This is a genomic window from Roseivirga misakiensis (assembly GCF_001747105.1).
GTDB lineage: Bacteria > Bacteroidota > Bacteroidia > Cytophagales > Cyclobacteriaceae > Roseivirga > Roseivirga misakiensis.
In genome coordinates this window covers 111,973-125,452 of sequence record NZ_MDGQ01000003.1, presented here as the reverse complement: position 1 = coordinate 125,452, position 13,480 = coordinate 111,973, and the positions used below count along the sequence as shown (strand labels likewise).

General features: G+C 41.0%; 9 protein-coding genes. 4 read left to right on the top strand and 5 right to left on the bottom strand.

Going from position 1 to position 13,480, the window contains the following annotated elements:
* Positions 1 to 19 precede the first annotated feature (19 nt).
* From BFP71_RS00765 to BFP71_RS00755, 3 genes are all read left to right on the top strand, one after another.
* A complete protein-coding gene (locus BFP71_RS00765; RefSeq protein WP_069833550.1) occupies positions 20 to 2,776 on the top strand; it encodes a S9 family peptidase in 2,757 nt (918 codons plus the stop codon).
* A gap of 12 nt (positions 2,777 to 2,788) precedes the next feature.
* Positions 2,789 to 3,931, top strand: coding sequence for a methionine aminotransferase (locus tag BFP71_RS00760; RefSeq protein WP_069833549.1), 1,143 nt, complete (start codon positions 2,789 to 2,791; stop codon positions 3,929 to 3,931).
* A gap of 118 nt (positions 3,932 to 4,049) precedes the next feature.
* Complete coding sequence (locus BFP71_RS00755) at positions 4,050 to 4,832, top strand: amidohydrolase (protein ID WP_069833548.1); 783 nt, start codon at positions 4,050 to 4,052, stop codon at positions 4,830 to 4,832.
* Here BFP71_RS00755 and BFP71_RS00750 read toward each other — a convergent pair.
* Positions 4,829 to 5,221, bottom strand: a complete 393-nt coding sequence (locus tag BFP71_RS00750; RefSeq protein WP_069833547.1) for a hypothetical protein — start codon at positions 5,219 to 5,221, stop codon at positions 4,829 to 4,831. The genes BFP71_RS00755 and BFP71_RS00750 overlap by 4 nt on opposite strands.
* Positions 5,218 to 7,377: an FG-GAP-like repeat-containing protein gene (locus BFP71_RS00745; protein WP_069833546.1), complete on the bottom strand. Its 2,160-nt coding sequence runs from the start codon at positions 7,375 to 7,377 to the stop codon at positions 5,218 to 5,220. The genes BFP71_RS00750 and BFP71_RS00745 overlap by 4 nt, the downstream gene beginning before the upstream one ends.
* A 103-nt stretch (positions 7,378 to 7,480) precedes the next feature.
* Between BFP71_RS00745 and BFP71_RS00740 the strand changes: the two genes are divergently transcribed.
* The gene (locus BFP71_RS00740; protein ID WP_069833545.1) at positions 7,481 to 8,767 is read left to right on the top strand and encodes a UDP-N-acetylmuramoyl-tripeptide--D-alanyl-D-alanine ligase; all 1,287 of its coding nucleotides are present in this window, start codon (positions 7,481 to 7,483) and stop codon (positions 8,765 to 8,767) included.
* Positions 8,768 to 8,863: 96 nt separating this feature from the next.
* Here BFP71_RS00740 and BFP71_RS00735 read toward each other — a convergent pair whose 3' ends face one another.
* From BFP71_RS00735 to BFP71_RS00725, 3 genes are read right to left on the bottom strand one after another with little or no spacing between them, the layout of a single operon-like run.
* Complete coding sequence (locus BFP71_RS00735; RefSeq protein WP_069833544.1) at positions 8,864 to 9,811, bottom strand: FecR family protein; 948 nt, start codon at positions 9,809 to 9,811, stop codon at positions 8,864 to 8,866.
* Positions 9,812 to 9,863: 52 nt separating this feature from the next.
* Positions 9,864 to 12,566, bottom strand: a complete 2,703-nt coding sequence (locus tag BFP71_RS00730; protein WP_088124817.1) for a TonB-dependent receptor — start codon at positions 12,564 to 12,566, stop codon at positions 9,864 to 9,866.
* Positions 12,566 to 13,468: a FecR family protein gene (locus BFP71_RS00725; RefSeq protein WP_069833542.1), complete on the bottom strand. Its 903-nt coding sequence runs from the start codon at positions 13,466 to 13,468 to the stop codon at positions 12,566 to 12,568. Before BFP71_RS00725 ends, BFP71_RS00730 begins: the two co-directional genes overlap by 1 nt.
* Positions 13,469 to 13,480 lie beyond the last annotated feature (12 nt).

Below are 13,480 nucleotides of genomic sequence, written 5' to 3'. Positions count from 1 at the left end.
GCATTCGAAAAATAAACTTATGAAAGCCAAATTACTATCCATCATTTGTCTATTTGCTTGTTTTACCGCATTTGGGCAGAAAAAAATACTTGACCATCCTGATTTCGAAATATGGAATACCATCCAAGGTCAGCGAATTTCTAGAAACGGAGAGCTTATACTTTATTCCTTAGAGAAAGGAGAGGCGGATAATCACTTTAAGTTAAAGGATAGTAAAGGAGCGTTAGTTTTTTCTCACGAAAGAAGTGAAAATGGTCGCTTCGATTTTAATTCTGATTACGTGTTTTTCACTATCAAACCATGGCAATCCGATGTGCGAGAATTAAAACGTCAAAAAACCAAGAAAAGCGATATGCCGACCGATACGCTGGCTATATATAGCGTAAAAGACAAGCGTCTTGTGAAAATACCCCACGTTAGAGGGTATAAAACACCAGCGAAATGGGGAGGTTATTTGGCTTATCAACTAACTGATGATGCCGTAAAGGTAAATGGTAAAGAGAAAAAGGCTAGCGCAAAAAATGGCTATCATGTGGTGCTTAGAAACTTAAAGACGGGCAAACAAGATACATTAAAGTATGTGACTGATTATAAGTTCGCTAATGAGGGCGAAAAGCTAGCATTTGTTACCACTGGACTAGCGACGGTTCAATCACCAGGAGTTTATATCCAAGAATTAAATACTGCCGAACCAAAAGCAATCTTTACGGCTGATAAGGGTAAGTATGCTCAGATGACCATCAGCAATTCAGGCGAAAGACTGGCATTTGTGGCTGATTTGGATACCACAAAAGCCTTAGTGAGGCCTAATGCACTCTACAGTTGGAAAGAAGGTATGGATCGGGCCGAAAAGGTGGTTGATCAAGTTTCTGCTCCGCAAGGATATCGTGTTTCATCGGATGGAAATATTAGCTATTCTAAGGATGAGTCAAAGCTGTTTTTTGGTCTAGCTACACCGCCTGTTCTTCAAGATACCTCCCTTATCGATGAGGAAATCGTTAATGTAGAAGTTTGGACTTATGACGAGCCTAGACTTTATACCGTACAAGAGCTACAAGTAGCTAACGACAAGCGGAAGTCTTATTTGACAGCTATTCATTTAGACAAAAAGAATAAACTGGTCCAATTAGCTACCAAGGAATACCCAAGTGCCAGTTTTGGTAATGAAGGAAATGCCAATTTGGTCTTAGTAAATACGTCTTTGCCCTACCAATTACAGAGCCAGTGGCAGGGCGGTACATATAGAGATTATGCCTTGGTAAACGTGTCGACTGGTGAGACTAAAATGGCCATGAAAGAGATTAGAGGAGGCGTTATTTTCAGTCCGTCGGCTAAGTATGCATTTGGCTATAGCTCGGCCGATAGCACATGGTTTACTTACAATGTGGCCACAGGAAAAAGACAAAACTTAACCTTAGGTAAAATCTTTTACAATGAATTGAATGATTCACCAAACTTTCCAAGTTCATATGGTTCAGCAGGTTGGACAAAAGACGATGAACGCTTCTTGGTTTACGATCGGTACGACATCTGGTCTTTCAATCCAGAAAATGGACAAGGCGAACGATTGACTAAAGGTAGGGAGTCAGGAACAGCTTACCGCTATGTACGTTTAGACAACGAAGCTCGATTTATTGACCCTAAAGGTAAATGGTTGTTGACTACTTTCAACGACGCGAATAAACATAGTGGCTATTATACTTATAACGCTAGAAATGGGCGTGGAAATCAATTGTTAACAGGCCCTTTTAATTACGGAAGACCTGTCAAAGCTCAAGATGATGATCATGTGATGTTTACGAAGCAGTCTTTCGAGGTATTTCCAGACATCCATTATGCCGACCTCACTTTTGAATCGCCAACCCAAATTTCAAATGCCAATCCTCAGCAGAGCGAGTATAATTGGGGTACCGCTGAATTGGTGCATTGGATGTCTCTAGACGGTGATCAGCTATCTGGTATGCTGATTAAGCCAGAAAATTTCGATCCGAATAAGAAATACCCAATGATTGTGAATTTCTATGAGAAAAGCTCTAATGGACTGTTTTCGCACCGCCCACCAGCTGCTGGTAGATCTACGATTAGTTACAGTTTTTATACCAGTAGAGGATATGTCATTTTCAATCCAGACGTAAACTACCGTATTGGTTATCCGGGAGAGAGTGCACTGAATAGTGTGATTCCAGGGGTTACTTCTCTAGTAGAAAAAGGGTTTATTGATAAGGATAATATTGGTGTACAAGGTCATAGCTGGGGTGGCTATCAGATTGCTTATTTAGTGACGAAAACTGACATCTTTAAAGCGGCAGAGGCTGGGGCGCCGGTGCCAAATATGATTAGTGCCTATGGCGGAATCCGTTGGTGGACAGGGCTTAGTCGTCAGTTTCAGTATGAGCACACGCAGAGTAGAATTGGTGGTACACCTTGGGAATATCCCGCCCGTTTTATAGAGAATTCTCCAATCTTCAATATGGATAAGGTGAATACGCCTTTGCTAATTATGCATAACGATGCTGACGGTCATGTGCCGTGGTACCAAGGGATAGAAATGTTCACGGCCTTGCGAAGATTAGGCAAACCTTCTTGGTTCCTGAACTATAATGGGGAGCCTCACTGGCCACTAAAAAGACAAAATCGATTAGATTTTAATATCAGAATGGCGCAGTTCTTTGATTACTATTTAAAAGGTGCGCCAAAACCAGTTTGGATGGAAAGAGGAGTGCCTGCCCTAGAAAAGGGAATTAATCAGGGATTGGAACTGATGGATAAAAGATAATCGATTAGCGATATGCAAATCAACTCCAAGTTGCCGAACGTTGGCACCACAATCTTTTCGATTATGTCGAAAATGGCCAATGACCACGGCGCTATAAATTTAGCCCAGGGTTTTCCAGATTTTCCGGTTTCTCCTCAGCTCATTGATCGTGTACATCACTATATGAAGCAAGGTTTTAATCAATATGCGCCTATGCCCGGTGTACCCGTGCTTAGAAAGGCCATTGCGGATAAGACTGAAAGGTGTTACGGTTGGCGACCAAACGAAGACCAAGAAATTACGGTGACTTGTGGCGCTATAGAAGCCATCAACAGCACCATTAGCGCATTGATTCATGCAGGGGATGAAGTTATCATTATGGACCCAGCCTATGATGCGTATGAGCCCATTATCAATTTACAAGGTGCTAAAGCGATCGGAGTGCCGTTAAGAAAAACTGATTACAGCATAGATTGGCAGGCGGTTGAATCTAAGATTACAGATCGAACTAAGATGATCATGATTAATTCACCACATAACCCGAGTGGTGCAATTATTTCAGCAGATGATTTAAGAAATCTAGAAATGTTGACTTCTGGTACGGATATATTTATTCTGTCGGATGAAGTCTACGAGCATATTCTTTTTGATGGCGATTTGCACCAGTCGGTTTTGCGTTCTGAAGAATTGAGGAATAGAAGTATTGTAACCTCATCTTTCGGGAAAACATTTCATGCGACGGGTTGGCGTATGGGCTATTTAGTGGCTCCAACGGGAATTATGGCCGAGGTTAGAAAAGTACATCAATACAACACTTTTACCATTCATACGGCCACCCAATATGCCATTGCTGATTATTTAGCAGATGCTTCCAATTATGAATCTGTAGCACCGATGTATCAGCAAAAAAGAGACTTCTTTCTGAACAAGATGGCGAGCTCTAAATTCAAACCTATTCCGGCCAAAGGGACTTACTTTCAGTTGATGGATTTTAGTGCCATAAGTGATACGGGAGATGTTGAGTTTTCAGAATGGATGACAAAGGAAATTGGTGTTGCAACTATTCCAATGTCGGTATTTTATCAAGACAAACAGGATAATAAAGTACTACGTTTCTGTTTTGCAAAAGACGAAGAGACATTAGCTGCAGCTGCTGAAAAACTTTGCGCGTTATAATATGTTCGTCTTTCTGACCGTAGGGAGGAATCTATGATTTCAACAATAATCAAGTCGATTTACCGCCTTTTTTGATACTTAATAGAAGAATTCCGAAATGACGCCCTAATATTGTCTTGTGCAAAAAGAAGATTTAAAACTTACTCTTATTCAATCCGATATCTATTGGCGACAGCCAGAAGCAAATTTGGCGATGTTCGAGGAGAAGGTATGGGAGATAGAAGGGCAAACTGATGTTATCGTTTTACCTGAAATGTTTCAAACGGGTTTTACCATGGAACACGAAGGGGTAAGCGAACCCATGAACCTCTCTACTTTTAAGTGGATGAAGCAAATGGCTGCTCAAACAGGGGCGGTGGTTACGGGGTCTTATATTGTACGTGAAAAAGGGGAGGTTTATAACCGCTTAATCTGGATGCAACCGGATGGGCAATTTAAGTCTTACGACAAGAGACATTTATTCCGAATGGCGAATGAGCACGACTATTTTGCCGAAGGATCAGATCGATTGATTGTAGAGTGGAAGGGTTGGAAAATTTGCCCTCTGATTTGTTATGACCTTCGATTTCCTGTTTGGTCTAGGAATGTAAATCTGGAATATGACCTCTTGCTCTACGTTGCCAATTGGCCAGCAGTACGCGTTTCGGCTTGGGATGCACTGTTAAAGGCGCGTGCCATAGAAAATGTCAGCTATGCTGTAGGATTGAATAGGGTAGGTGCCGATGGAAATGAAATCGACTATAATGGCCACTCGGCTGCTTATTCTTACAAGGGAGAAACACTTGCTTTTTCTGATCAGGAAGAGATTTTATCGATCAGTTTGAGCAAAACAGATTTGAATGCATTCCGCCAGAAATTTCCAGCCCAACTAGACGCTGACTCGTTTACATTGAATACTTAATGGTCCTCCAGAATTTCCTCCACTAGCTGTTTGGCACGCTCTGAATTGGTATAAGGTTTTGGCTTGGCAGCAAGCATTTTGAGCAATTTGTCAAGTAAGGTATGTTTCCCATGAATTATACAGTCTATGGAGGTTTTACTTTTTCTTAGACCCTCGAAAAGGACTTTTAATGAACCAAGTTCCTCTTTGTCAGAAGCTTCAATATGAAGGACTATTTTATCTGCCTTTGGGATCAGCGGCAAGGCTTGACTAGTTAAATACGATTCGGAGTGATTGTCCAGTTCAGCGATTAATAAATCTTTGAAATTGTCCTTAATCCATGTTCCTAAAGGAGATGTAAAATTGATTTGGTCAATTGGCTTTATCTGTAAGTAGAGGTACAAAATCATCTGTAAACGAGGATTTTTTTCGTTGTGGATTGATTCTCGTTGCTGATAATTCTCAAAATATATACGCCAACAGAAAGGCTACCCAAGTCAAGCGATTTTGTCTGTCCACTTACTATGTTGATGTCGAAAAATTTCTTTTGACCGAGAACACTGTATATCTCAGCAACCCCATTTACATTGGCAACTACTGATAGTCTATCACTGGTTGGGTTGGGTGAAACAGCGACTTGAATGTTGTTACTGGCACTTCCACCAGTGCTAAAATTCTCTAAAACAAACACGCCTCCTTTTCCATTACCAATAATGAGCGCAGGTCTACCCGTATTGAATAAATCGCCGCTTGTGATGCTATTCTGTCTCCCAAGTCGGGTGGAAAAAGTGTCGTCGTTCAATCTCAATACATTTTGCGATGGATTACTGGCCACGAAATTCTCATCTATTGGTCCATCATAAATACTTAATGTACCAGACGAATTGATTGTAATTAACTCATCTTCACCATCTCCGTTGAGATCGGCAATATGGGGCCAGAGATTTAGTCCTTGAAAGTCGGTTGTTATTCCCCCAAAATCAGAAATTTCGTTACCAAAGTTAAAGCCTCCCTGATTGATGAAAAGCGATAGGTTTCCTAACCTTCTACCGAGAAGAAGGTCTAAGTCACCATCATCATCAATGTCGTAAAAGAAGGGGTTGTCGTCTAGGATGTTATCCGAGAAAATTTCTATTGGTGCTTCAAATGTGCTTGGGGTAGCCGCTTCTCGATAAAATATTCTGGTATCATTTCCATTGGTGGTTGCTTGATAAAAAAGGTCTTGATCACCATCGCCATCGGCATCCGCAAATTGTGGTTTGAGGTGGCTGACATTGGCAGCAGTAAATCCAAGAAAATCCCGATCGAAAATGTTGTAATCGGGCAAGAAGCGGTTCCCTTCATTATTAAAGAAAGTTATGTTAGCCTGCACGCTATTTCCAGTAGAAAGACCTTTGTTTCCGACTATCAAGTCTTGGTCGCCATCATTGTCCAGATCGACGAGGGCCGGGTAAGCATTTTCTCCTAAATCAACCATTTCATTTTGTAGAAAAGGAATAGATGCTTGATCGAAATCTGGGGTATTGGCAGATCCGATATTGGGGTAAACCTTGATATTATCAGTCAAATCGATCTGATTACCGATGTTTTCGTCAACATTAGTAGAAATGATTAGATCTTCCAGACCATCGAAATCAACATCCGCTAAAAAAGCACTCGGGAAAATGCTAAAGGCCGCTGGGTTATTGATCGGATAACTCAATACTGAACTCATGACCGCATTATTTGCATCGCCTACATTTTCTAAGAAGTAGAGCGTCTCACAGAATTCATCCGAACTGATAATGTCAATGTCTCCATCGTTATCAGCATCGAAAGGCAATATGGTTTTGCCACCTGCATGTTGCACAGCTTCTTGACCATTCGCTCCAAATGCAGCACCCTCTATGCCATTGGTCGGGCAGGGTGATCCACCAAAAGCAAAGCTATCGCAATCGCATTCTTCAAACCTTCCCCATTGTCTTTCAGCTCTTGTAAAAGTTAAGTCACCGCACGAGCCTGTGTTTTCGAAATAATCGACGCTGCTCGCAGTTCCAAAACGGTAGGTAAGAATATCAAGAGCGCCATCGCCATTTACATCCACAATGCCGGGAATATCAGTTGGGCTCACCTGTATATTAGTGCCGGTGTCAAAGCGAAGAAACGCTTCGGCTTCTTCCCAAGAAAGCACACCATTGGTGCTCGTATTCCGATATACCTTAATGCCCAAAGCGGTACTGGTAAAAAGGTCTTTCTGCCCATCGCAATCATAGTCTTTGAGAATAAGCCAATGAACAACATCAGCAGGGAATTGGTAAGCGTACTCTGGGTGCCAGACATAAGTGTTATTAACATTCAGATATGTTTCTATATTTCGAGAAATACGATTGTAAATGACCAAGTCTAAGGTCCCATCATCGTTTAAATCAATGGTTTGAAATTGTGCAGCATTCAGACCACCTTCCCATGCTCTAGTTTTTTGAATTCCATTTTCAGATACTGGAATGTTGGTGTTAAACCGAAATTCAAATTGCCCCTTTAGGGTAATTGGCAGTAGAATTAGGAATAGGAGAAGGGTAGATCTCATTGATGTGACAAGGTAAAGCGAAAATTCTGTCGTTTCAATTCTATTCAACGCAGTTTTTGCCTTTCTGTGTATTATCTTGCTTCAATCTTTACGACTATTTTCTATGATCGATCAACTCTATGCTGCCTTTCAAAAGAGTACTGGTGTTTCTACAGATACTAGAACTATAAAATCTGGTAATATTTGGTTTGCCCTGAAAGGACCAAATTTTAATGCCAATCGCTTTGCAGATCAGGCTTTAGAAAAAGGTGCAGGTTTAGTGGTTATCGATGATGAGAATTATGCGAAAGACGATCGCTATTTTGTAGTTGAAGATACCTTGCGAGCTCTTCAGAAACTGGGAAATCATCATAGAAATCAGTTTTCAATACCATTTATCGGAATTACCGGTTCCAATGGAAAAACAACAACCAAAGAGCTTTTAAGAGATGTGCTGGCCAAAAAATATAAGGTGCATGCGACTGGTGGCAATTTCAATAATCATATTGGTGTTCCACTAACCCTCTTACAAATAGATGAATCTATCGAGATCGCTATCATAGAAATGGGGGCCAATAAGGTTGGAGATATTGCGGAGTTGTGTGGTATAGCTGACCCTACGCATGGAATGATCACGAATATCGGTAAGGCGCATTTGGAAGGTTTTGGTGGAGTAGAAGGAGTAATTAGAGGTAAGTCTGAATTGTACCATCATTTGATTCAAAAGGATGGGGTCATCTTTGTAAATTCTAATAGTGAGGTGTTGTCACATATTGCTAAACGGCGAATGAAATCACCATTTTACTATCCCGCCAAAGGCGATTATTTCCATGCGGAGTTAATCCAGACCCAACCTGTTCTCAGGTTGAAAACCGAAGATAATTTAGAAGCGGCAACTCATCTAACGGGAGCTTATAACTTCGAAAATATGTGTGCAGCACTGTGCATAGGGAAGTATTTTGAAGTTACTGCAAAAGATGCTTTAAAAGCTGTAGCAGATTACGATCCTGACAACAACCGATCTCAGGTTATAAAAAAAGGTTCCAACACTATTATTCTGGATGCCTACAATGCGAACCCATCTTCTATGGCAGCGGCTTTGGCTCATTTCTCAGAAGACAAGAGCGATTCTAAAGTAGTCATCTTGGGTGATATGTTTGAGTTAGGAGAAGATGCTGCTGAAGAGCATAAGGCTATTGGTGCGCTCACGCTGGAGTTAGGGTTTGACGAGGTTCATTTGTGTGGAACGCTCATGGAAGCTGGTAAACTTGGGAACGAAAAGGCCCATTATTGGCAAACCAAAGAGGCGCTAGTTTCGCATTTAAAGGAAAACCCTATTAGAAGCAGTACGGTGCTGATAAAAGGGTCTAGAGGTATGAGTTTAGAATCACTCTTAGATAATTTGACATAAAAAAAGAGGGATGGCACCACCCATCCCTCAACCTCAACCTAAGAATCGGTGTCAAGTTCTGCTTAATCAAAGTCCTTGATCACCTTATCTTTAATATTATTTCTTCTCAAATATGACTTTATCGTCTTCAATTCTGTGCGTCAAGCCCATGGTAAGGGTTATAGACTGAATTGACTCTGTTAAATTGTCTTTATCAAAATCCCAATTACCTGGTCTTTCTAATTCTAGTTCTGGTAGTTCATGTACTACCTCTATATTGAAGATTCTTTCTAACTCTTCGAAACCTTCCTTTATCGAAACACTTTCTAGGAAGTATTCCCCTTTTCTCCATGAATCAATAGCCCTGATATTGGTTTCTTCAGGAGTTTTTACCTCGTTGTTTCTAACTCTAGTCTGAAGCCCAGGAGTCAGAATCTCTTGGCTGCCATTGTCAAATGAAGTGACCCTAACTTTACCAGTTTTACAAGCTACGATTAGCTGTAGCCCTCTAGAACGAACATTAAAACTTGTGCCTAGTACCTCAACAGTACCGTTTTCGGTTGATACCATGAAATTGCTTCCTCGCCTCACTTCAAAGAAAGCTTCACCTTCAAGTTTCACCACCCTGTCTTCGTCCCAATTTTTTGAAACGTATGATATTTTTGATTCTGCGTTAAGGTAGATTATTGAACTATCTGGCAGGTATACTTTTTCTGTTTCAGCCAAAGCTGTTTTAACCTCTATGGCCTTTGTAGATAGTGGGTCTAGAATGTAAAGAACTGTTGCGATGAGAAGTAAGGAAGCTGCAATTCCTCTGATCCAAAAAGTACGGTGAATTGGAATTACTTTCGTTTCTTCCGGTTGGCCGATCGCTGCTTCAAGTTTTGCCCAAGCCTCTTGATGATCGGTTTTTTCTTTAACACTTAAGCCAGCGCTCGCGGAGACAAACTTGTCCAATAGCTCGAAATTGTCCTCGTTTGAGGCCATTTTCGACGCTTCGGCAGATGAGATTTCACCCTCAAGCCATTCGCGCTCCCATTGGTGAAGCTGCTGGTTGTTTTCCATTGCAATACTAGTACACTGAAAGTCAAGTGTACCCTACCAATTATTTTAAAATTTAGAAATAAAGATTTATGAAGATCGAAGGGGTGAAATCTAAGAGTGCTATGTTACGATATAAATTGGTCGGTACAGCGCCTCCAGGGTTCTCATCGATAAGGTTGTTAAGGGCTTCTCGGTTTAGTCTTCGGCTTTGAATATTAAGCCTATTATATACGTTTAGGATAGATATACCCAGTTCTCCCTTCATATAGTCATTCTCAAATTTTCGTGCTGCAGAAATGTCCAATCTATGGTATGCGGGAAGCCGAGTTATGGCTTTAGTAGTATTGTTTACGTCGTAGTTGATGGTGTTCCCTTGGCTATCTGTAATAAGGGTGATTTGCGGCTCATAAAAAGGGCGTCCACTGCCATATGTCCATGTGGCAGAAAGATTCCAGTCGGGTAATTCAACGATGTTCACAAGTTTCAATTCGTTTCTTTGATCTTCCCTCGCCGGAATGTCGTCGCCATCATTAATATTGGCAAATCGATTTGTGGCTTTACTGCGGGTATAGGATAGCCAGCCTTGGTAATTGCCGATCTCTTTTTGTACTAGGAAATCCATCCCGATGATATCACTGGTTCCTGTTGCGTCGCTAATTCTAGGTGTTCTCGTATTGGTTATTGGATTGTAGACATAGGAGACGATATTTTCGTTGAGTCCGCTGACTTGTTTAGCGTAAAATTCCACATCAACTGTGAGGTTGTTTTTTTGATATTGGAATCCCGCAATCCAGTGATCGGCCTCTAAAATGGAAAGGCCATTAGAGGAGTTTTGATTGTCTAGATCGGATAGAATCCAGCCATCTTGAGCATTCGTAAACGGATCGTCAAAAGTTTGCTCTCGAATAATTTGAAAGTATTTACCTCCGGAGGCTTTGATTTCAAAATGAGGGTTGAACTGATAAATGGCTGCCAATCTTGGTGATAAAAACCCTTTATTCGAAACGCTAGATAAGTTATACCTGAGACCCGGATTTATGAGGAGCTTACCCGTTAAATAATACTTATCAGAGGCATAAAAAGAGATTAAATTTCCGCTTCCGTTAAACAATCTTCCGGATAGTCTTTCCTGATCGTTGATCATCAGCTCACTGGTAACGTCCAAGTTAGAATAGTTAATACCGAAATCTACTTTGTGCTTATTGCCAAGAAATACCTCATTCCTAAGATTTACTTGAATGTCGCGCACATTGTTGTATCGATCCAAATCATAAGTTCTTCTGACATCCGCGTTTGCATCGCTAATGGTGTCAGAGTAATTGTATTGATAGAAGTGGTTAGAGTAGGCCAGTTGTAGGTTTGAGTTAAAGTTTGCGCTCCAGTTTCGTGACCACATGAGACCAAGGCCTGTATTGCCCCAATCAGCATGTTCTTCTACTTCTTGAATCCGGATAATATTATTATTCGAATCCCTAAAAATGTCTTCGAAATTAGCATCAAGTATATCCTTGCCCCGATAAACCGATAAGCTTAAAATGTCCTTATCTGTTACTTTGTAAGTGGCTTTTAAGTTCAGGTCATAAAAATGAAAATCCGGTCGTAAAACATCGGCTGCATTGATGGCATCTAGGTCGTTAGATCCATCACGGAAATTTCTGTACAAATTTTCGAATAGTTTACTCCTTATAATGTCCGTATAAGCCCTTCGGGCACTGAAATGCAAGGCGCCTTTCCCTCCATTAATCGGAACATTGGCGCTGAAACGTGCACTCAATAAATTGACTCCAAGTGAATAGTTTGGTTCGTTGAAACTCCCCGTTTTGCCAGTAATGTCTACAACGCCTGATACGCGTCCGCCATATTTTGCTCCAAAGCCCCCTTTATAGACTTGTATATTTCTTACAGCGTCTGCATTTATGGCACTATAAACGCCAAAGAAATGATCGAGCCTGTAGATGGTAAAGCCATCGAATAGCACTAAATTATGAGCAGAGGGGCTGTTTCTGATGGTAAGCGCCGATGATGTTTCGTCTGTTCCGCTGATTCCGGGAAGTAATTGCAGCGATCGGAAAATATCGAATTCCCCTAAACTAGGTAAGGCCGAGAGGTTTTCTGGATCTATAGTCATTTGAGAAATCTCGTCTCCATAACTCACGGTTTTCCTTAAATTTTCGACCACTACGAATTCTGAAAGTTCTAAGGCACTTTCTTCCATAAAGAACTTCAGGGTGCTTTTATTTTTACCTGGTGCCAGTTTGATTTCAGCTTTCTTAAATCCTAAATAGGAAACTTCAATAGTGCTGGTGTCGGTCGGTACTTCTGGTAAGATGAAATATCCGTCTTTGTTAGTGGAGGTGCCTTTTGTAGAGCCTCTGACCCTAACTAAAGCGTTGGGGAGGTTTTCTCCCGTATTGGCATCGACTACTGAACCAAAAACGGTTAGGTCGAATAAGCTAGGGGTGTTGATGTCTAGGTCTACTTGCTTAGGGACTAACAATATTTTTCCGTTCAATAATTGATAGTCTATACCTTTGTTTTTGAGAATAGCGTCTAGAAAATTGGTTACAGAAAGGCCAGTAAAGGCTCCATCTACTGTAATTCCAGTAATTAATGCGTCATCATATGCTATTTTAAGGTCATATTTATTCCGAAGCAAACGGAGAACCTTTCCTAAAGACACATCATCTAGGCGTTCTGTAATTTTGATCCTACTAACGTCTTGCGCTAAGAGGCAACATGTGATGAGTGCAAAGAGAAAGCAAAGAAGTGTTCTCACTAGTAAACATTTACTTTTTTACCATCGATCTTAAACTGCATGCCCATAGGAGTAAAAACCAATTGTAATGCCTCCTTTAAGTCTGATTTACTGAAATAACCCGAGTAAAAATTCTGGTCAACATCTCTGTCAATTTCAATTTCAATGGCAAACTGCCTTTCGAGGGCTTCGATAACCTTGTCGAGCGGAGTGGATTCAAAATGGAAACTTCCCGATCGCCAAGTAGCCGTTTGATTCTCGCTAAATTTATTAACCACCCATTCCTGTTTTTCGCTGTTGAAAGTCAGTTCATCACCTTTTGATAAGATGGCTGAATTTTCTCCGCTTTCTACTTTAACCTTACCTGAAAAAGTGGCTACCCGAAGGAGGTTTTCTCTCACATATACGTTGAAGGATGTACCTAAAACACTAATTTCTCCCAAATCTGTGAGTATTGTAAACTTGCTACCTGGTGTCACTTCAAAAAAAGCCTCGCCACTCAAACTGAGAGTTCTTTCTTGATCCCAGTTTGCCTCCATTAAGGAAATGGTGCTACTCGCGTTTAGGGTCACTTCTGAATAATCAGGCAACAATTTTGATTCAGTAACGGCCAATGCCGTGGTATAGATAGTCGGTTCGGGTGTGTTCTGAAGTCCGAAGTAGCTAATCAGAATAATACCGATAAGACCCGCAGCATAATATAAAATACGTTTGTAGCTGGGCTTTTCAGGCACTAGTACTCGCTCGTTACTGGAGCTCTCTGTATTGATTTTGTCTAGTAAATCTGCCCAAGCATCATTGTGAGATTTTTTCGCAGGCACTTCTAGGTTTTGGGAGAGGGCAATAGCTTTTTCTAGCTGCTGGAAATTTTCAGCCGCTTTCTCTTCTTGAAGCCATTGATTTATGATTTTATCCTCTTTCACCAATTATAAATG

Coding starts and splice junctions, on each gene's coding strand:
- BFP71_RS00750 (WP_069833547.1), bottom strand. CDS start 5,221: ATGATTTTGTACCTCTACTTACAGATAAAGCCAATTGACCAAATCAAT.
- BFP71_RS00765 (WP_069833550.1), top strand. CDS start 20: ATGAAAGCCAAATTACTATCCATCATTTGTCTATTTGCTTGTTTTACC.
- BFP71_RS00735 (WP_069833544.1), bottom strand. CDS start 9,811: ATGGAAAACAACCAGCAGCTTCACCAATGGGAGCGCGAATGGCTTGAG.
- BFP71_RS00760 (WP_069833549.1), top strand. CDS start 2,789: ATGCAAATCAACTCCAAGTTGCCGAACGTTGGCACCACAATCTTTTCG.
- BFP71_RS00745 (WP_069833546.1), bottom strand. CDS start 7,377: ATGAGATCTACCCTTCTCCTATTCCTAATTCTACTGCCAATTACCCTA.
- BFP71_RS00740 (WP_069833545.1), top strand. CDS start 7,481: ATGATCGATCAACTCTATGCTGCCTTTCAAAAGAGTACTGGTGTTTCT.